This window comes from Roseateles aquae, from assembly GCF_032337115.1.
GTDB classification, from domain to species: Bacteria; Pseudomonadota; Gammaproteobacteria; order Burkholderiales; family Burkholderiaceae_C; genus Roseateles_C; species Roseateles_C aquae.
The window spans coordinates 1,018,421-1,037,359 of the sequence record NZ_JAVXZY010000001.1 but is presented as its reverse complement, the minus strand read 5'-3'; the positions used below and the strand labels follow the sequence as shown (position 1 = coordinate 1,037,359).

Sequence of the window (18,939 nt, the reverse complement as noted above, 5' to 3'; positions counted from 1 at the left end):
GAACGGCAGCGCGGTTTGCGTCTTGGATTGCGCCTTTTTGCTCAGCTTTGGCCGTCGCGGGCCGATATCCAGGGCTCTTCAGTCGATGTCGCGCATTGGTCGGATAAGTCAAGGGTGTTACAGTCGTCCCCTTGAGACTTGAGGTCCTTCCCGTCCCCTTTTCTGGCAACAGTGAAGGCGGGTCGCAATCCGCCAACCGGTCGAGCCGTGTCGCGGAAGGTTTGTTAACCAGCCAACGTCCTGGATACCGGGGTGAAAGGTGAGCGAAATGATGCAGCAATACAGGTCGAACTCGTACCTGTTCGGGGGCAATGCGCCCTACGTCGAAGAGATGTACGAGGCCTACCTCGACAACCCGGGCTCCGTGCCTGACAACTGGCGCGCCTACTTCGACGCGCTTCAACACGTGCCGGCCACCGACGGCAGCGACGCCCGCGATGTCGCTCACGCCCCGGTGATCGAATCCTTCGCGCAGCGAGCCAAGGCCAATGCTTTTGGCAACAAGGCGTCCAGCACCGATCTGGCCGTCGCGCGCAAGCAGGTGCATGTGCAGTCGCTGATTGCTGCCTATCGCTTCCTGGGTTCCCGCTGGGCCGATCTGGACCCGCTGCAGCGCACCGAGCGCCCGCGCATTCCGGAACTCGAGCCCTCGTTCTACGACCTGAGCGAGTCCGATATGGACATCCCGTTCAGCGCGTCGAACACCTACTTCAGCACCGCCGAGAACATGACCCTGCGTCAGATCGTTCAGGCGTTGCGTGAAACCTACTGCGGCTCGGTCGGTGCGGAGTACATGCACATCACCGATCCGACCGAGAAGCGCTGGTGGCAGGAGCGCCTGGAGTCGATCCGCTCCAAGCCCAGCTTCAGCGCCGAAAAGAAGAAGCAGATCCTCGACCGCCTGACCGCGGCCGAAGGCCTGGAACGCTATCTGCACACCAAGTACGTCGGCCAGAAGCGCTTCTCGCTGGAAGGCGGCGAGTCCTTCATCGCCTCGATGGACGAAATCGTTCAGCGCGGCGGCGAAAAGGGCGTGCAGGAAATCGTCATCGGCATGGCCCACCGCGGCCGCCTGAACGTGCTGGTGAACACGCTGGGCAAGATGCCCAAGGACCTGTTCGCCGAATTCGAGCACAAGGCGCCGGAAGACCTGCCAGCTGGCGACGTCAAGTACCACCAAGGCTTCTCCAGCGATGTGACCACCGCAGGCGGCCCGGTCCACCTGTCGCTGGCCTTCAATCCCTCGCACCTGGAAATCGTCAACCCGGTCGTCGAAGGCTCGGTCAAGGCGCGTATGGACCGCCGCGGCGACAAGGACGGCGCGCAAGTGCTGCCCGTGCTGGTGCACGGCGACGCAGCCTTTGCCGGCCAGGGCGTGGTGATGGAGACGCTGGCACTGGCCCAGACCCGTGGCTATTACACCGGCGGCACGGTGCACATCGTCATCAACAACCAGATCGGCTTCACCACCAGCGATCCGCGCGATTCGCGTTCGACGCTGTACTGCTCCGACGTCGTCAAGATGATCGAAGCCCCGGTGCTGCACGTGAACGGTGACGATCCGGAAGCCGTGGTGCTGTGCACCCAGCTGGCGCTGGACTATCGCCAGCAGTTCAAGAAGGATGTCGTCGTTGACATCATCTGCTTCCGCAAGCTGGGCCACAACGAGCAGGACACGCCGGCACTGACCCAGCCGCTGATGTACAAGAAGATCGCTCAACACCCAGGCACCCGCAAGCTCTATGGCGACAAGCTGGTTGCCCAGGGCGTGCTGCCGGCTGACGGCCCGGACGTGATGTCCAAGGCCTTCCGCTCGGCGATGGACGAAGGCCGCCACACCGTTGACCCGGTGCTGACCAACTTCAAGAGCAAGTACGCCACCGATTGGTCGCCCTACCTCGGCAAGAAGTGGACCGACAGCTGCGATACCGCGCTGCCGGTGGCCGAGTTCAAGCGCCTGGCAGAGAAGATCACCACCATCCCCGACACCTTCAAGCTGCATCCGCTGGTTGAGAAGGTGATTGCCGACCGTGCGGCCATGGGCCGTGGCGAGATCAATGTCGACTGGGGCATGGGCGAGCACATGGCTTTCGCCTCGCTGGTGGCCTCGGGCTATCCGGTGCGCCTGTCCGGTGAAGATTGCGGCCGGGGCACCTTTGTGCACCGCCATGCCGTGCTGCACGACCAGAACCGCGAGAAGTGGGACACCGGCACCTATGTGCCGCTGCAGAATGTCGCCGAAGGCCAGGCGCCTTTCGTCGTCATCGACTCGCTGTTGTCCGAAGAAGCCGTGCTCGGCTTCGAATATGGCTACGCCTCGGCCGACCCGGTGACACTGACGATCTGGGAAGCCCAGTTCGGCGACTTTGTGAACGGTGCCCAGGTCGTGATCGACCAGTTCATCGCCTCCGGTGAAGTGAAGTGGGGCCGCTCCAACGGCCTGACGCTGATGCTGCCGCACGGCTATGAAGGCCAGGGCCCTGAGCACAGCTCGGCGCGCCTGGAGCGCTTCATGCAGCTGGCCGCTGACAACAATATGCAGGTGGTGCAGCCGACCTCGGCCTCGCAGATCTTCCACCTGCTGCGTCGCCAGCAACTGCGCATGTTCCGCAAGCCGCTGATCATCATGACGCCGAAGTCGCTGCTGCGTAACAAGGACGCGACCTCGCCGATCACCGAGTTCACCAAGGGCGAGTTCCGCACCGTCATCGGTGAGCGCGACGACAGCATCGTGGCCGACAAGGTCAAGCGCGTCATCGCCTGCTCGGGCAAGGTGTACTACGACCTGGTCAAGGCCCGTGCCGAGAAGAAGGCCAGCGATGTGGCCATCATCCGCGTCGAGCAGCTGTATCCCTTCCCGCACAAGGCTTTCGCTGCCGAGCTCAAGAAGTATCCGAACGCCGCAGACATCGTCTGGTGCCAGGACGAGCCGCAGAACCAGGGCTCGTGGTTCTTCGTGCAGCACTATGTGCACGAGAACATGCTCGATGGGCAGAAACTCGGCTACGCCGGCCGCCCGGCCTCGGCCTCGCCGGCCGTTGGCTACGCGCATCTGCACCAGGAGCAGCAGAAGGCCCTGTTGGATCAGGCCTTTGCCAAGCTCAAGGGCTTCATCCTGACCAAATAACGTTATTGCGGCGCTCCGCGACGCAATAACTCTGGCTGTTCGAGCGGCGCGTGCCGCTCAACAGCCAGACGGCGCGGAAGTACGGCACCGAAATCGAAAGAATCATCATGGCAATCGTAGAAGTCAAAGTTCCCCAACTGTCTGAGTCCGTGGCCGAAGGCACGCTGCTGACCTGGAAGAAGAAGCCCGGCGAGGCCATCGCCATCGACGAAATCCTGGTCGAGATCGAGACCGACAAGGTCGTGCTGGAAGTGCCGGCACCGTCGGCCGGCGTGATGGCCGAGATCGTCAAGGCCGACGGCTCCAGCGTCGTCAGCGAGGAAGTCATCGCGCGCATCGACAGCGAAGGCAAGGCCGGCGCTGTTGCCCCGGCTGCTGCCGCACCCGCTGCAGCCGCTGCCGCGCCTGCTGCCGCTGCACCCGCTGCTGCTGTGGGCGGCTCCAAGGGCGATGTGGCCATGCCGGCCGCCGCCAAGATCCTGGCCGAGAAGGGCCTGTCGGCCACCGACGTCGCCGGTTCCGGCAAGGACGGCCGCGTGACCAAGGGTGACGCGCTGGCCGCTTCGGCCAAGCCGGCTGCCGTCGCTGCGCCTGTGGCTGTGGCTGCCGCTCCTGCGGTGGCCAAGCCGCTGCCCGCCGTGGCTGCACCGGTGGCGCAGAACCTGGGCGACCGCCCCGAGCAACGCGTGCCGATGACCCGCCTGCGTGCCCGCGTTGCCGAGCGTCTGCTGCAATCGCAAGCCACCAACGCCATCCTGACCACGTTCAACGAAGTGAACATGGCCCCGGTGATGGAGATGCGCAAGAAGTTCCAGGAAAAGTTCGAGAAGGAACACGGCGTCAAGCTGGGCTTCATGAGCTTCTTCGTCAAGGCCGCGGTCGCCGCCCTGAAGAAGTACCCGGTGCTGAACGCCTCGGTCGACGGCAATGACATCGTCTACCACGGCTACTTCGACATCGGCATCGCCGTCGGTTCGCCGCGCGGCCTGGTGGTGCCCATCATCCGCAATGCGGACCAGCTGAGCTTTGCCGACATCGAGAAGAAGATCGCCGAGTTTGGCCAGAAGGCCAAGGAAGGCAAGATCTCGCTGGACGATCTGACCGGCGGCACCTTCTCGATCTCCAACGGCGGCACCTTCGGCTCCATGCTGTCGACCCCCATCATCAACCCGCCGCAATCGGCCATCCTGGGTGTGCATGCGACTAAGGACCGCGCTGTCGTTGAGAACGGTCAAGTGGTGGTGCGCCCGATCAACTATCTGGCCATGTCGTATGACCACCGCATCATTGACGGCCGCGAGGCGGTGCTGGGCCTGGTGACCATGAAGGAAGCGCTGGAAGATCCGGCCCGTTTGCTGTTCGACATCTAAGAGCGAGGGCTACTGCGCGGGCGCGTGGCGTCGTTGCGGGGCCCGTCCTTCCCATCCTCACGTAGCGCCGCTACGTTCCGGTGGGTCGGCACCCGCGCCTAGCCACACACCCGCTCGCTACGCCCTGAGACACTGGGGCATGCTGGGACAAGGAATCAAGACATGAGCACCAAACAATTCGACGTCGTCGTCATCGGCGGTGGCCCTGGCGGCTACATCGCTGCCATCCGTGCGGCCCAGCTGGGCTTCAACACCGCCTGCATTGACGAGTGGAAGAACGAGAAGGGCGGTCCGGCACCCGGTGGCACCTGCACCAATGTCGGCTGCATCCCGTCCAAGGCGCTGCTGCAATCGAGCGAGCATTTTGAGCACGCCAACCACCACTTTGCCGACCACGGCATCTCGGCGGACAACGTGCGCATCGACATCAAGAAGATGATCGGTCGCAAGGACACCGTCGTGAAGCAGAACAACGATGGCATCCTCTACCTGTTCAAGAAGAACAAGGTCACGTTCTTCCACGGCCGCGGCTCCTTCGTGGCGGCCAAGGACGGCCTGTATGAAATCAAGGCCGGTGAAGAAGTCATCCTGGCCAAGCACGTGGTGCTGGCCACGGGCTCCAATGCTCGCCAGCTGCCCGGCGCAGCGTTTGACGAAGAGCTGATCCTGTCCAACGACGGCGCCCTGCAGATCGGGAAAACTTCGGGCGAAGTGCCCAAGAAGCTGGGCGTGATCGGCTCCGGCGTGATCGGTCTGGAAATGGGCTCGGTCTGGCGCCGCCTGGGCGCGGAAGTCACCGTGCTTGAAGGCCTGCCGACCTTCCTCGGCGCGGTCGATGAATCGGTCGCCAAGGAAGCCGCCAAGCTGTTCAAGAAGCAGGGTCTGAAGATCGAGCTGGGCGTGAAGATTGGCGAAGTCGCCAAGAGCAAGGACGGCGTGACGGTGGCGTACACCGATGCCAAGGGCGCTGCCCAGACCTTGTCCGTCGACAAGCTGATCATCTCGATCGGCCGCGTGCCCAACACCGTTGGCCTGAACCCCGAGGCGGTGGGCCTGAAGCTGGACGAGCGTGGCGCCATCGTGGTGGACGACGAGTGCAAGACCAATCTGCCCAATGTCTGGGCCGTTGGCGATGTGGTGCGTGGCCCGATGCTGGCGCACAAGGCCGAGGAAGAGGGTGTTGCCGTGGCCGAGCGCATTGCTGGGCAGCATGGCCATGTCAACTTCAACACCATCCCCTGGGTCATCTACACCAGCCCCGAGATTGCCTGGGTCGGCCGCACCGAGCAGCAGCTCAAGGCCGATGGCGTCGAGTACAAGGCCGGCCAGTTCCCCTTCCTGGCCAATGGCCGCGCCCGCGCGCTGGGTGATACGCAAGGCTTCGTCAAGTTCCTGGCCGATGCCAAGACCGACGAAATCCTCGGCGTGCACATCATTGGCCCCTTTGCCTCGGAGCTGATTTCGGAAGCCGTGGTGGCGATGGAATTCAAGGCCTCGGCCGAAGACATCGCACGCATCTGCCATGCCCACCCCTCCTTGAGCGAAGCGACCAAGGAAGCGGCACTGGCCATCGACAAGCGCACCCTCAACTTCTGATCGCGCGAGCCGCGACGATGAAGTGAAAGGGGCGGCCATGGTCGCCCCTTTGTTTTGGCAGTAATTGCATGACCTCAGTCACCGAGCTTTACCAGCAGACCCTCGCCGAGCGCGGCTACAAGGCCGACCCTGCGCAGCTGCGTGCCGTCGCAGCGCTGCAGCGCTGCCAGGACGAATGGGCCGACTACAAGGCGCGGCGCAGCAATGCCGTCACCAAGCTGCTGGTGCGGCCGCCGCTGCCGCGTGGCGTCTATATGTTCGGCGGTGTCGGCCGGGGCAAGAGCTTTCTGATGGACTGCTTCTTCCAGGCCGTGCCACTGACCCGCAAGACACGGCTGCACTTCCACGAATTCATGCGCGAGGTGCACCGCGAGCTGCAGGATCTGAAGGGCATTGCCGACCCGCTTGATGAGCTGGGCAAGCGCATCGCCAAGCGCTTCCGGCTGATCTGCTTCGACGAGTTCCATGTGGCCGATGTCACCGACGCGATGATCCTGCACCGGTTGCTGGACTCGATGTTCAAGAACCGCGTGTCCATCGTCACCACTTCCAACTTCCACCCCGATGGCCTGTACCCCAACGGCCTGCACCGCGATCGCATCCTGCCGGCCATCGCCTTGCTGAAGGACAAGCTGGAGGTGATCAATGTCGACAACGGCACCGACTATCGCCAGCGTTCGCTGGAGCATGTCGAGCTCTACCATTGCCCGCTCGATGAGTCGGCCGACGCGGCGCTGACTTCGGCCTTCGAATCGCTGGCCGAGGCGCGCGACGAAGACCCATGTCTGCACATCGAACACCGCGAGCTGCGCGCGGTGCGCCGCGCTGGCGGCGTGGTCTGGTTCGATTTCCGCACGCTCTGTGGCGGTCCGCGTTCGCAGAACGATTACCTTGAGCTGGCGACGCAGTTCCACACCCTCATCCTGGCCAATGTGCCGGAAATGCCGCCGCGGTTGGCCAGTGAGGCGCGGCGCTTCACCTGGCTCGTCGATGTGCTCTACGACCGCCGCTGCAAGCTGATCATCTCGGCTGCCGTGCCGCCTGAACAGCTCTATACCGAGGGGCCGCTGGCCCACGAGTTCCCGCGCACCATCTCGCGTTTGCAGGAGATGCAGTCGCGGGAGTATTTGTCGCTGGAGCGGCGTGATGTGGATACCTCGCTGACATGAAGCACCTGATGCTGAGCCTGCTGTTGATGGCTGCCGGACCTGGCGCCTGGAGCGCCGAGGCGACCGAAGCCGAGCAGCTGCGTGTGCAGAGGGCGGCCATCGAGGCGCGTTACGAGGAGGCGTTGGCGCAATGTGCGCAGCGCTTTGCCGTCATTGACTGCCAGTTGCAAGCCAAGCAGCAAAGGCATGAGGCGATCAAGCCGCTGCAGGCCCGTGAGTACGAACTCAATGCCGCCGAGCGCGCGGCGCGAGCTGAGGCCCAGCGCCAGCGGGTCAAGGCCAAACAGGCCGACTATGCCGAGCGTGACGCCAGGCAGAAGACGCAGTCCCTGCTGGCTGAGCCAACGCCGATGCAGGCGGAGCCCGTGAGCAAGGCACGGCCCGACGCGCCGGACAGCAACGAGCGCGGCCGCCAGGCCTTGGCGCGCCGGGTGGCTGACGAAAAGGCGGCGGAATTGCAGCGTCAGCAGCTGCTGCAGCGCGAGCAGGCGGCGCAAGCGCATCGTCAGGCGGTGGAGCGGCGCAATGCCGAGCGTGCGGCGCGCAAGGCGCCGGCTGCACCACTGCCGCTGCCGTCAGCCAGTGCGGTGTCTGCCGCAGCGTCAACGCCGGGGCGGGCCAAGGCGCCTGCCGGGAGCGCTCCGCACTGATCAGCGCAGCGCTTCGACCCGCACAACGGCCAGCGACAGGTTGTCGCCGCTGCCATGGGCGCGCTGGCGGGCCTTGCTGATCAGCAGTTCGGCCGCCTCGCGTGGCGGCAGGCTGTGCAGCACGGTGCCCAGCTCGTTGGGATTGAAGTAGTGCCACAGGCCGTCGCTGCAGGCCATCAGGCTGTCGCCGACCTCCAGCTGTTCGATCATGTCCTCGGTCGGCACCGGCTCATTGACCGTGCCCAGGCAACCGGTCAAGAGATTGGACTGCGGGTGCACCGCCGCCTCGGCCTCGGTGATCTGGCCCTGGTCGATCAGGCGCTGCACATAGGAATGGTCCATGCTGCGCTTGACCATCTTGGGCCCGCGGAAGTGGTAGAGCCGTGAATCGCCGGCATGGATCCAGAAGCAGCGCCGGTCCGGCATCACCAGATAGGCGGCCAGCGTGCTGTGTGGCTCCTCTTCGGCCGACAGCGCGGTCAGCTTGATCATCAGATGCGCTTCCGAGACCAACTGGCGCAGCAGTTCGGCCGGGTCTTCATCCTCGGGCGAGAAGCGTTCGAACAGCTGCTGGGCGGTCAGCACAACCTGGTCGGCCGCCTTGCGTCCGCCGCTCTTGCCGCCCATGCCATCGGCAAGCACGCCCAGCACGCAGCCGCTGATGCGGGCATGGCTGATGATTTCCACCTGATCCTGCTGGTACACGCGGTCGCCACGGTGGATGCCGGTGGCGGCGCTCAGGCGAAAGCCCGGGGGGATGCGACTCATCCGAAAACTATAATCGTGAAACTACCCGCGCAGCGTCGCCCCAGGCATTCATGGATGAAGAACTTCACTCTCTGTCGCGTCGCTTGATCGAATTGCGTATCGAGCATGGCGATCTGGATGAGTTGATCGACCGCGTTGCCCTGCAGCAGCCGCTGGATGAGTTGCAGCTGCGGCGCCTGAAGAAGCGCCGGCTGGCGCTGCGTGATCAGATCGTCCGGCTGGAAATTGCCTGCGATCCCGACGAACCGGCGTGATGCCACCCCACCAGGACCGCCGGCGCTGGCCCGCGGCAACAGCCCTTGAGTGACGACGATCTGAACGAGACAAGCGCCTCGGAGCTGGAGCAATGGGTGGCCGCGGCCTTTGATCGCGGCGGGCCTTTGTCGCGCGCCGATGCCAGCTATTCGCCGCGTGAGCCGCAGCTGCAGATGACGCAGGCGGTGGCCCAGGCCATCGCGGCGCGGGAGACCCTGGTCGTCGAGGCCGGCACTGGTGTCGGCAAGACCTTTGCCTATCTGGTGCCGGCCCTGCTAAGTGGCGGCCGGGCTCTGATCAGCACCGCCACCAAGAGCCTGCAGGACCAGCTTTTCATGCGTGACCTGCCGCGCCTGTGCGAGGCGCTGGGGGTGCCGGTACGCGCGGCGCTGCTCAAGGGGCGCGGCAGCTATCTCTGTCTGCACCGGCTCAAGCAGGCCCGCCACAGCGCGGAATTGCCAGACCGCCGCGCCGTGATGGCGCTGGCACGCATCGAACGCTGGGCGATGCAGACACGCAGCGGCGACTTTGCCGAGATCGATGGCCTGGACGATCGCTCGCCGGTGATTCCCATCGTCAGCTCGACACGCGACAACTGCCTGGGCAGCGACTGCCCCGAGTTCCGCGACTGCCATGTGGTCAAGGCCAGGCGCGAGGCGATGGAGGCCGATGTGGTGGTGGTCAATCACCACCTCTTCTTTGCCGATATGGCGCTGCGCGACAGCGGGGTGGCCGAGCTGCTGCCCAGTGTCGACATGGCCATCTTTGACGAGGCCCATTCGCTGGCCGAGGTCGGCGTGCAGTTTCTCGGCAGCATGCTGGGTACCGGGCAGTTGCTGGACTTCTCCCGCGATCTGCTCGGCCTGGGCCTGGCGCAGGCGCGCGGCCTGCAGGACTGGCAGGCCTTGCAGCAGCAACTGGAGCGCGCCGCGCGCGAGCTGCGCCTGGCCTGTGCCGGGCCCATGCGCGAGCCGCGCGGCATGCTCAAGCTGCGCTGGGCCGAACGCGCCACACGGCCAGAGTTCGCGCCGGCCCTGGCCGATGTGGCCTGCGCCGCCGATGCGGCGGTGGCCGCGCTGGAAACCGTGGTCGAGACCTCGCCTGACTTTGCCCGGCTGCATGAGCGGGCTCAGCAACTGAGCGCTCTGGCGCTGCAGTTCTCCAGCGAGGCTGCGCCGGGCGCGGTGCGCTGGATAGACCTGAGCCCGAATCAGGCGCGGCTGGTTGAATCGCCGCTGGACATTCGCGAGGCGATGCAACAACAGGTGCTGGCCGGTGCCGGCGCCTCCAAGGCCTGGATCTTCACCTCGGCCACGCTGGGTGACGACGAGCGTTTGACCTGGTTCACTGAATCGGCTGGCCTGGACGATGCGCGCGTGCTGCGCGTCGGCAGCCCGTTCAATTACGCCGAGAATGCGCGTCTCTATGTGCCGCGTGGCTTTCCCAAGCCGTCCGAGGCCGAGCATCCATTGGCGGTAGCCACGATGGCGGCGCGTTGCGCGCGGGCGCTGGGCGGGCGCTGTTTCGTGCTGACGACGACACTGCGTGCGCTGCAGACGATTGGCGATGCGCTGAGGCAGGACTTCGAGCAGGCCGGCGACGACATTCGCGTGCTGGTGCAGGGCGCGGCGCCCAAGCGCGTGATCCTGCAGCAGTTCAAGGATGATCCGCGCGCCGTGCTGGTCGGTTCGGCCAGCTTCTGGGAGGGCATCGACGTGCCCGGCGACGATCTGCAATGCGTGCTGATCGACAAGCTGCCGTTCCCGCCGCCCAGCGATCCCTTGGTCGAGGCCCGCGTTCAGCATCTGGAGTCGCAAGGGCGCAATGCCTTTGCCGACTACTTCATTGCCGAGGCGGCGATTGCCCTGAAGCAGGGCGCCGGCCGGCTGATACGCACCGAGCAGGATCGCGGCCTGTTGGTGGTCTGCGACCCGCGCATGGCCGGCATGAACTATGGTCGCCGGCTGCGCGCCGCCTTGCCGCCCTTTGGCACGGCCGCCAACGAGGGCGAGGCGCTGGCCTGGCTGCAGGAACTGGCCGCACAGCGCCAGCTGCTTTGAGTGCGCCGGCGCAACAAAGCGCAGGCATGAAAAAAGCGCGTCGACGGACGCGCTTTTGAAGTGTCAGCGAAGGCCGCTCACCAGAGCTTCCACCAGGCCTTCTTGTTGCGCAGTTCGCCGGTGATGAAGCTGCTTTGCGGGTAGTTCTTTTCCAGCACGCGGTAAGCGTCCTTGCTCAGCGGGTCCAGACCCAGCTTGGCATAGCTTTGCGACATGATGTAGAGCGCTTCTTCGGTGGCCGGTGCGCGCTGGAATTCCTGCACCGCCTGCTGGGCGCGGTTGGCCGCGGCCACATAGGCACCGCGGTTGTAGTAGTAGCGCGCCACGTGGACCTCGTAATTGGCCAGTGTGTTGGTGATGAAGTCGACGCGCACGGCGGCGTCGCCGGCATAACGTGAGTCGGGATACTGATCAACCAGCTGACGGAAGGCGAGCAAGGCATCGCGCGAGGCCTGCTGGTCGCGTTCGGCGACATCCTGGTTGGCCAGACGGCCGAACAGGCCCAGGTCTTCGTTGAAGTTGGCCAGGCCCTTCAGATAGAGGGCGTAGTCCATTGCCGGGCTGGACGGGTTGAGCTTGATGAAGCGATCCAGCGTGCTGACCGCCTGGGCGCGTTCGCCGCTCTTGTGGTACGCCCAGGCCAGATCCAGCTGCGCCTGCTGGCCCATGGTCGTGCCGGCGGCGCGACCTTCGATGCGTTCCAGCGACTTGATCGCGCGCTCGTAGCTGCCGCTGGCCAGATCGTCCTTGGCCTCTGCGTACAATTTGTCCAGGCTGGCCTGCGAGTTCGGGTCATCCTTGAAGGGGGACGAGCAGGCGGCCAAGGCCAGAGCGACGGCGGCCAGCACCAGGCCGAGCCCCACGCGTGACGACGGACCAGTTTCACGGCCAGCGGCTTCGGTCGCTGCTGCCTGCGTCGGCTGACGCTTCCCCCAGATTTCGATCATGGTCCCTGTGGGTGTGCACCGATCGGTGCCACCTTGAGCTGAATACGGAGCGGCGATTATATGGTTCAGGCTTCCAGGCCTCTGCAAGATGACGGCCTCGATGCCGATGAAGACGACGCCGGTGCGATTGACGCGCCGCAGGACGCCGCCGAGCAGCGCTCAGGCCTGGTTGCGGCCGACTGGCATGGTCAGCGCCTGGACCGTTGGCTGGTGCAGCTGGCGCCCGAGTTTTCGCGCAATCACCTGCAGTCACTGATCGAGCGCGGTTGCGTGCTGGTGCAGGGGGCGCCGGCCAAAAACGCGGCGGTCAAGCTGCGTTCGGGGCAGCAAATCGACGTGGAGTTGCTGCCGACGGAAGAAAGCCGGGCCTTCCGCGCCGAGGCGCTGCCGCTGAATATCGTCTATGAGGACGAGCACCTGATGGTGCTCAACAAGGTGCCGGGCATGGTCGTGCATCCGGCTGCCGGCAACTGGTCGGGCACGGTGATGAATGGCCTGCTGGCGCATCACCCGGCGGCGGCCACCTTGCCTCGGGCCGGCATCGTCCATCGGCTGGACAAGGACACTTCTGGCCTGATGGTGGTGGGCAAGCGGCTGGAGTCGGTGACGGCGCTGGTGCGGATGATTGCTGCCCGCGAGGTTCATCGCGAGTACCTGGCATTGGCCCATGGTCGGGTGCCGGACTTGCTGGAGATCGATGCGCCGCTGCGCCGCGACCCGGCGACGCGTATCAAGATGGCGGTGTTGTCCGGTGGCAAGCCCTCGCGTACCGATGTCCATTTGCTAGGCTTTGCCGAGCACATCAGTGCCGTGCGCTGCGTGCTGCACAGCGGGCGCACCCATCAGATCCGGGTTCATCTCGCTCACAAGGGCCACCCGCTGCTGGCCGATGCGCTCTATGGTGGCGCGCAGGCGCTGGGCCTGCAGCGCCAGGCCTTGCATGCGGCCCGGCTCAGTTTTGCCCACCCGATCAGCGGCGAAGCACTGCAATTTGATGCGCCCATGCCACAGGATTTGGCCTCCGCCTGGGCTTTGGGAGGCTTTGCCAGCCCGCAGTGGTGAGGTCTGGCCGCGCGAGCAGGCTACAATCGGCAAAACTCGGCGTCCATGAAGCTGCTGGACGGAATGCTCAGAAGAGCGTTTTCGCAAGCGCGCCGAGATGGTTTGTGCGGGTCTGTCGGTGTCGTTCGTGAGGGCGGCCGGGGCCCGGTGACAAACGGCCCCAAGCCCTGTCTGACTCGCCCGGCGCCATCAGCGCCGTCGGCAAGCCAAGAGGCGGCGGGGCAAGACCTCCAGGATCGCCGTCAAGGGCGGCGAAGCATGACGCGGAATTTGCGCGAGGCCGTAAAGACCTTGATGGGGCCCGATGGGTCGACCAAAAACTAGGCCCGGACGACAAGCCGGGATGGATGACCACTGTCAATGAACACGCAGGATGCAAAGCGCGTCCTTGAGACCGCGCTGATTTGCGCCCAACAACCGCTGACCCTTCGGGATATGCGCAGCCTGTTTGCCGATGAGATCGGTGCCGACAGCCTGCGCGGTCTGCTCGACGAGCTGATGCGCGATTGGGACGGTCGCGGCGTTGAACTGACCGCCATTGCCAGTGGCTGGCGATTCCAGAGTCGACCCGAGATGCGTGAGTTCCTGGACCGGCTCAATCCCGAGAAGCCACAGCGCTACTCGCGGGCGGTGATGGAGACGCTGGCCATCATTGCCTATCGCCAGCCGGTCACCCGCGGCGATATTGAAGACATTCGCGGCGTGGTGGTGTCGACCCAGATCATCAAGCAGCTGGAAGACCGCTGCTGGATCGATGTGATCGGCCACCGTGAGGCGCCGGGCCGTCCGGCGCTCTATGCGACCACCAAGCAGTTCCTCGACGAATTGGGGCTGGCGAGCCTGGAGCAACTGCCCGCGATCGAGGCCACGGGCGAGCCGGCCGCGGGCTTGGCCGAGGCCCTGGAAGCCGCGCAAGGCTCGCTGCTCGAGGCGGCTGCTGACGAAGCTGCCGACGCGACGGCCCCTGAAACTGACAAGGCGCCTGAAGCGCTCGCCACAGACGGCGAGCCCACTCAGGCTGCCAGTGACCCGGCCGAGCCGGAAACTCCTACCGATTTGAACGACGACAAGGTGCAAGCTGACGCATGAATGCCAATGACACCGATCCCAAGGGCGCTGCCGACGCAGGCGCCGCTGCCGAGTTGAGTGCTGCCGAGGCGGCGCCCAAGAAGCGCCGCGCGCCCGCCAAGGCCAAGGCAACCGAGCCGCAGTCCGCTGCCGATGCGGTGGCCGCCGAGCCGACCAAGGTCGTGAAACCGCGCGCACCGCGCAAGACGGCAGCCAAGGCTGCTGAGCTCGAGGCGCCCGCAGCACCGGCCGAAGAGGCCGCGCCGGCCAAGCGCGCACCGCGCAAGCGTGCCGCTGCAGGCGCCGAGGCGGTTCAGCAGCCGTCTGCAGAGCCGGTGATTGCGGCAGCGCAGGAGGCGCAGCCGGAGCGTCAGGCTGAACGTCAACCTGAGGCCAAGGCCGTCAAGCCCAAGCGGGCCAGCAAACCGCGCGATGTGCAGGCTGAGGATGCGGCGCCGTCGCCGGCTCCCCTCGCAACTGCCGGCGAGGCCGAGGCGGCGCAAGGCGAGGATGTGGGCGGCGAGCGGGACAGCGGCGAGTCGAACGAAGAGCGTGAAGAGCGCGCTGGCCGTGGCTCGCGCAATCGTCGGCGTGGCCGCCGCAACCGTGACGGCGAGGGCGCACGTGAGGCCGGCGCTGGTGATCGTGCTCAGGCACGCCCCGCACGTCCGGCCGAGGCCGTGTTCACGCTGGGTGAGCCGATTGACGATGACGGTGAAACTGCCGAGGCCGGCGACGCCGCGCCGCGCACCGTGGCGCCCGAGCAGGTGCGCGCCGAGGTTGGCGAGCGTTTCGCGCAATTGTTGGCGGGCGAGTTCGACGGCGAGGCCGAAGCGCCAGCCGAAGAGGCGGTGCAAGACACCAAGCGGGTGCTGGCGCCCGAGCCCGATGCGCCCAAGCTGCAGAAGGTGCTGGCGCAGGCCGGCGTGGGCTCGCGCCGCGATATCGAAGACATGATTGCCGAGGGCAAGATCTCGGTGAATGGCGAGGTTGCCCATATCGGTCAGCGCATCTCCTTTGGCGATCGCGTGGCTGTTGCGGGCCGGCCGATCAAGGTGCGTATCTCGCCGCCGGCGCCGCGCATCATTGCCTACCACAAGCCCGCGGGCGAGGTGGTCACGCACAACGACCCGGAAGGTCGGCCGACGGTGTTCCGTCGCCTGCCGCGCCTGCAGAACGGCAAGTGGCAGTCGGTGGGGCGTCTGGATCTGAATACCGAAGGCCTGCTGCTGTTCACCAACTCCGGCGAATTGGCCAATCAGCTGATGCACCCGCGTTTTGGCGTCGAGCGTGAGTATGCGGTGCGTGTGCTGGGCACGCTCAGCGACGAGGCGCGCGCCAAGTTGCTGGCCGGTGTCGAGATCGAAGGCCAGGCGGCCAGCTTCAAGAGCATTGAAGATGGTGGCGGCGAAGGTGTCAATCACTGGTACCGCGTCATCATCACCGAAGGCCGCAACCGTGAGGTGCGCAAGCTCTTTGATGCCGTGGGCCTGACGGTCAGCCGCCTGATCCGTATTCGTTACGGCACGGTGGTACTGCCGCGTGGCTTGAAGCGCGGTGTCTGGGTTGAGCTGGATGACAACGATGTGCGGGTGATTCGTCGCCTGGCCGGCGCTCGCGATGATCGCGGCGATCGGGGTGAGCGCGGCGAACGTGGTGGCGAGGGCCGCGGCCCGCGCGGCGCCGAGCGTGGGGCCGATCGCGGCCCAGACCGCGGAGAGCGCAATGAACGCGGCGGCCGCGGTGGCCGCAACGAGAAGCGGCGTGCCGACGGTCGTCAGGCCGGTGTGGGCCCGCGCCCGAGTCGTCCCGAGCCGCGTGCCGATCGCCCTGACCGTCCGGACCGTCCCGAGCGCGATCGCTTCAATGAAAGCCGTGGCGAGGACCGGCCGCGCGAGCGCAGCGACGAGGATGATGACGACTTCATCCCGCGCAATATCAATCCGCTGGAGCAGACCTTTGACCGCCGCTTCGCCGGCAACAAGGGTCGCGGCATTCCGTCCGGCTTTGGCAGCGGCGGTAGTGGCCAGCATGGCGGGGGGCAGGGCCGTGGCGGCAAGGGCAAACCGGCAGGCGGCCCGCGCGAGCCGGATCCGATGCAGACCTCGGTGGGCTATATCGGTGGCGATGCCTTCCTGCGCCGTGGCGGCGGTAACCGTGGCGGTGGTGGGGGCAATCGCGGCGGCGGTGGCGGCGGTCGCGGTCGTCGCTGAGCCCTCAATTCGGCGCTATCGCATGGCTTTCAGCAGCGGTCTGACACAGGCCGCTCATCTTCACGCAGTACAATACAAGGCTTTGCCAAGCCTCAGATTTCAGGAGAAAAACCATGGCTATCGAACGCACCCTTTCCATCATCAAGCCCGATGCCGTGGCCAAGAACGTCATCGGCCAAATCTACTCGCGCTTTGAAGGCGCCGGCCTGAAGATCGTGGCCTCGAAGATGGTCCACCTGTCGCGTGGCGAGGCCGAGGCCTTCTACGCCGTGCACAAGGCACGTCCTTTCTTCAACGACCTGGTGAGCTTCATGATCTCCGGTCCGGTCGTCGTCTCGGCCCTGGAAGGCGAGAACGCCATCCTGAAGCACCGCGACCTGATGGGCGCTACCGACCCGAAGAAGGCCGAGAAGGGCACCATCCGTGCTGACTTCGCTGACAGCATCGACGCCAACGCCGTCCACGGTTCGGACGCTGCCGAGACCGCCGCTGTTGAAGTGGCGTTCTTCTTCCCGGGCATGAACGTTTACAGCCGCTGATCGGCCCACCCCCTACACGCTGCGCGTGCCCCCTCAAGGGGGCGAGCCCGAGAGACCGGCGGAGCCGGATCTCCGGGCTCTGCTGGATCAGACGGCAAAGCACGGCGGTGAGGGGGTATTGAAGAGTTGCTATGGACGCGGTCAACCTGCTTGGATTCGATCTTGAGGGCTTGGCCGCGTACTGCGAGCAGCTGGGCGAGAAGCGCTTTCGCGCGACCCAGTTGTTCCGCTGGATTCATCAAAAAGGCGCGTCTGACTTTGCTCAGATGTCCGACCTGGCCAAGTCGCTGCGCGACAAGTTGGCCGGCCGGGCGCAGATTGCTGCGCTGACGGTCATCTCCGAACATATTTCTGCCGACGGCACGGTCAAATGGTTGTTCGACGTCGGCCAGGGCAATGCTGTCGAGGCGGTCTTCATTCCTGAGGACGACCGCGGCACGCTGTGCGTGTCCAGCCAGGCCGGTTGCGCCGTGGGCTGCCGTTTCTGCTCGACCGGGCATCAGGGCTTCAGTCGCAATCTGGAGACGTCTGAAATCGTCGCCCAGCTCTGGTTTGCCGAGCACAGCCTGAGAAAGCGGCTGCAGACCGAGGAGCGCGTCATCTCCAATGTGGTGATGATGGGCATGGGCGAGCCCTTGCAGAACTACGGCGCGCTGGTGCCGGCGCTGCGCATCATGCTGGACGACCATGGCTATGGCCTGTCGCGCCGCCGTGTCACCGTCTCCACCTCGGGTGTGGTGCCGATGATGGACCGGCTGCGCGAGGACTGCCCGGTGGCGCTGGCGGTGTCGCTGCATGCGCCCACCGATCCGCTGCGCGATCAGTTGGTGCCCTTGAACAAGAAGTACCCGATTGCCGAGCTGCTGGAAGCCTGCAATCGTTACCTGGAGCGCGCGCCGCGCGACTTCATCACCTTTGAGTACTGCATGCTGGACGGCGTCAATGACACGCCGGAGCAGGCCGAGGAACTGGTGCGCCTGGTGCGCAACAGCAAGGTCTCCTGCAAGCTCAACCTGATTCCCTTCAATCCCTTCCCGGCCTCGGGCCTCAAGCGCAGCAGCAACGAGCGCGTCAAGGCCTTTGCCGAGGTGCTGATCAAGGCCGGCATCGTCACCACGGTGCGCAAGACCCGCGGTGACGATATCGATGCCGCCTGCGGCCAGCTGGCCGGTGAGGTGCAGGACCGGACCCGCGCGCATATACGCATGGTGCGCGCGCCCGTGGTGGTCAAGAATCCCCCGCAACGCAACTCTTCCTGAGCCCTCAGCCACCGGCATGAACGACGCGAAGCAAGTCCTGAAGTCCCTCTCCCTGGCTCGCCTTGGCGCGGCCGCTGGCCTGCTGTTGCTCGCCATGCTCGGCGCTGGCTGCGCCTCCGGGCCTTCGAGCAGTGCCAGCAACAGCCCGCGCACCGAGAGCGACCAGACCGACGCTGATCGACGTGCCTCGGTGCGCCTCGAACTGGCGGCCGGCTATTTTTCCCGTGGCCAGTACAGCACCGCGCTGGACGAGATCAAGCAGGCGCTGATCGCCAAGCCGGATCTGCGTGAAGCCATCAATCTGCGCAGCCTGGTCTATGCCGCCATGGGCGAGAACGAGATGGCCGAAGAGGGCTTCAAGCGCGCACTATCGCTGAACGGCCATGATGGCGACACGGCCCACAACTATGGCTGGTTCCTGTGCCAGCAGTCGCGCTATGCGCAGGCACGCACCCAGTTCGACATTGCGCTGGCGCAACCGCAGTACCGCAGCCCTGGTCGCACCTACCTGGCCAAGGGCGTTTGTGATGCCCGGGCCGGTGACCTGGAGCAGGCCGAACGCAACCTGACCCGCGCGTTTGAGCTCGACCCGGCCAATCCGTCGATCTCGCTGAACCTCGGCGAGGTGCTGTTGCGCCAGGGGCAGCTGGAGCGCGCCCGTTTCTATGCCCGCCGGGTCAATGCCCAGGCCGAGCAAAGCAATGCACAAAGCCTGTGGCTGGAACTGCGCGTGGAGCGCCGCCTGGGCAATACGGTGAGCGTGGAGGAGCTGTCCCAGCAGCTGCGCAAGCGCCATCCGCAGTCGCCTGAGACGCAGGCGCTGAACAATGGCCGGTTCGATGGATGAGGGACATCG

Annotated in this window: 15 protein-coding genes; 13 read left to right on the top strand and 2 right to left on the bottom strand. The window is 65.5% G+C overall.

The genetic code is table 11. The annotated features are described in order from the left end of the window. Nucleotides 1-268: 268 nt before the first annotated feature. The 5 genes from RQP53_RS04500 (at nt 269) to RQP53_RS04480 (ending at nt 7,912) form a co-directional block, all read left to right on the top strand. Nucleotides 269-3,127 carry a 2-oxoglutarate dehydrogenase E1 component gene (locus RQP53_RS04500; protein ID WP_315648904.1) on the top strand — a complete coding sequence of 953 codons (2,859 nt, stop codon included), beginning with the start codon at nt 269-271 and terminating at the stop codon, nt 3,125-3,127. Between the two features lie 107 nt (nt 3,128-3,234). Beyond that, nucleotides 3,235-4,497 carry a 2-oxoglutarate dehydrogenase complex dihydrolipoyllysine-residue succinyltransferase gene (odhB, locus tag RQP53_RS04495; protein ID WP_315648902.1) on the top strand — a complete coding sequence of 421 codons (1,263 nt, stop codon included), beginning with the start codon at nt 3,235-3,237 and terminating at the stop codon, nt 4,495-4,497. Between the two features lie 162 nt (nt 4,498-4,659). Continuing rightward, nucleotides 4,660-6,093 (top strand): dihydrolipoyl dehydrogenase, encoded by a 1,434-nt coding sequence (lpdA, locus tag RQP53_RS04490; protein ID WP_315648901.1) that lies wholly within the window; start codon nt 4,660-4,662, stop codon nt 6,091-6,093. Nucleotides 6,094-6,161: 68 nt separating this feature from the next. Further along, nucleotides 6,162-7,262: a cell division protein ZapE gene (gene zapE / locus RQP53_RS04485; protein ID WP_315648899.1), complete on the top strand. Its 1,101-nt coding sequence runs from the start codon at nt 6,162-6,164 to the stop codon at nt 7,260-7,262. Then, entirely contained in the window at nt 7,259-7,912 is a 654-nt protein-coding gene (locus tag RQP53_RS04480; RefSeq protein ID WP_315648898.1) for a hypothetical protein, read from the top strand. Before zapE ends, RQP53_RS04480 begins: the two co-directional genes overlap by 4 nt. On the opposite strand, the gene RQP53_RS04475 is transcribed toward RQP53_RS04480, so the two are convergent. After that, nucleotides 7,913-8,680, bottom strand: a complete 768-nt coding sequence (locus RQP53_RS04475; protein ID WP_315648896.1) for a PP2C family protein-serine/threonine phosphatase — start codon at nt 8,678-8,680, stop codon at nt 7,913-7,915. A 50-nt stretch (nt 8,681-8,730) separates the two neighbouring features. Between RQP53_RS04475 and RQP53_RS04470 the strand changes: the two genes are divergently transcribed. Then, nucleotides 8,731-8,934, top strand: a complete 204-nt coding sequence (locus RQP53_RS04470) for a YdcH family protein (protein WP_315648894.1) — start codon at nt 8,731-8,733, stop codon at nt 8,932-8,934. A gap of 45 nt (nt 8,935-8,979) precedes the next feature. Next, a complete protein-coding gene (gene yoaA, locus RQP53_RS04465) occupies nt 8,980-10,995 on the top strand; it encodes a DNA repair helicase YoaA (RefSeq protein ID WP_315648892.1) in 2,016 nt (671 codons plus the stop codon). A 77-nt stretch (nt 10,996-11,072) separates the two neighbouring features. Here yoaA and RQP53_RS04460 read toward each other — a convergent pair whose 3' ends face one another. Next, nucleotides 11,073-11,942: an outer membrane protein assembly factor BamD gene (locus RQP53_RS04460; protein ID WP_315648890.1), complete on the bottom strand. Its 870-nt coding sequence runs from the start codon at nt 11,940-11,942 to the stop codon at nt 11,073-11,075. A 60-nt stretch (nt 11,943-12,002) separates the two neighbouring features. Between RQP53_RS04460 and RQP53_RS04455 the strand changes: the two genes are divergently transcribed. The 6 genes from RQP53_RS04455 (at nt 12,003) to pilW (ending at nt 18,930) form a co-directional block, all read left to right on the top strand. Beyond that, the gene (locus tag RQP53_RS04455) at nt 12,003-13,004 is read left to right on the top strand and encodes an RluA family pseudouridine synthase (protein ID WP_315648889.1); all 1,002 of its coding nucleotides are present in this window, start codon (nt 12,003-12,005) and stop codon (nt 13,002-13,004) included. A 435-nt stretch (nt 13,005-13,439) separates the two neighbouring features. Continuing rightward, a complete protein-coding gene (gene scpB / locus RQP53_RS04450; RefSeq protein ID WP_434064050.1) occupies nt 13,440-14,093 on the top strand; it encodes an SMC-Scp complex subunit ScpB in 654 nt (217 codons plus the stop codon). Further along, nucleotides 14,090-16,285 carry a 23S rRNA pseudouridine(2605) synthase RluB gene (rluB, locus tag RQP53_RS04445; protein WP_315648887.1) on the top strand — a complete coding sequence of 732 codons (2,196 nt, stop codon included), beginning with the start codon at nt 14,090-14,092 and terminating at the stop codon, nt 16,283-16,285. Before scpB ends, rluB begins: the two co-directional genes overlap by 4 nt. Before the next feature lie 113 nt (nt 16,286-16,398). Further along, nucleotides 16,399-16,824, top strand: a complete 426-nt coding sequence (gene ndk, locus RQP53_RS04440; protein ID WP_315648886.1) for a nucleoside-diphosphate kinase — start codon at nt 16,399-16,401, stop codon at nt 16,822-16,824. A gap of 131 nt (nt 16,825-16,955) precedes the next feature. After that, entirely contained in the window at nt 16,956-18,083 is a 1,128-nt protein-coding gene (gene rlmN / locus RQP53_RS04435) for a dual-specificity RNA methyltransferase RlmN (protein WP_315648885.1), read from the top strand. Nucleotides 18,084-18,099: 16 nt separating this feature from the next. After that, nucleotides 18,100-18,930 carry a type IV pilus biogenesis/stability protein PilW gene (gene pilW / locus RQP53_RS04430; protein WP_315648883.1) on the top strand — a complete coding sequence of 277 codons (831 nt, stop codon included), beginning with the start codon at nt 18,100-18,102 and terminating at the stop codon, nt 18,928-18,930. Nucleotides 18,931-18,939: the final 9 nt, after the last annotated feature.

Bases quoted from the DNA above. Each gene is read 5' to 3' on its own strand.
- RQP53_RS04500 (WP_315648904.1), top strand. From the start codon at position 269: ATGATGCAGCAATACAGGTCGAACTCGTACCTGTTCGGGGGCAATGCG.
- odhB (WP_315648902.1), top strand. From the start codon at position 3,235: ATGGCAATCGTAGAAGTCAAAGTTCCCCAACTGTCTGAGTCCGTGGCC.
- lpdA (WP_315648901.1), top strand. From the start codon at position 4,660: ATGAGCACCAAACAATTCGACGTCGTCGTCATCGGCGGTGGCCCTGGC.
- zapE (WP_315648899.1), top strand. From the start codon at position 6,162: ATGACCTCAGTCACCGAGCTTTACCAGCAGACCCTCGCCGAGCGCGGC.
- RQP53_RS04480 (WP_315648898.1), top strand. From the start codon at position 7,259: ATGAAGCACCTGATGCTGAGCCTGCTGTTGATGGCTGCCGGACCTGGC.
- RQP53_RS04475 (WP_315648896.1), bottom strand. From the start codon at position 8,680: ATGAGTCGCATCCCCCCGGGCTTTCGCCTGAGCGCCGCCACCGGCATC.
- RQP53_RS04470 (WP_315648894.1), top strand. From the start codon at position 8,731: ATGGATGAAGAACTTCACTCTCTGTCGCGTCGCTTGATCGAATTGCGT.
- RQP53_RS04460 (WP_315648890.1), bottom strand. From the start codon at position 11,942: ATGATCGAAATCTGGGGGAAGCGTCAGCCGACGCAGGCAGCAGCGACC.
- RQP53_RS04455 (WP_315648889.1), top strand. From the start codon at position 12,003: ATGGTTCAGGCTTCCAGGCCTCTGCAAGATGACGGCCTCGATGCCGAT.
- scpB (WP_434064050.1), top strand. From the start codon at position 13,440: ATGCGCAGCCTGTTTGCCGATGAGATCGGTGCCGACAGCCTGCGCGGT.
- rluB (WP_315648887.1), top strand. From the start codon at position 14,090: ATGAATGCCAATGACACCGATCCCAAGGGCGCTGCCGACGCAGGCGCC.
- ndk (WP_315648886.1), top strand. From the start codon at position 16,399: ATGGCTATCGAACGCACCCTTTCCATCATCAAGCCCGATGCCGTGGCC.
- rlmN (WP_315648885.1), top strand. From the start codon at position 16,956: ATGGACGCGGTCAACCTGCTTGGATTCGATCTTGAGGGCTTGGCCGCG.
- pilW (WP_315648883.1), top strand. From the start codon at position 18,100: ATGAACGACGCGAAGCAAGTCCTGAAGTCCCTCTCCCTGGCTCGCCTT.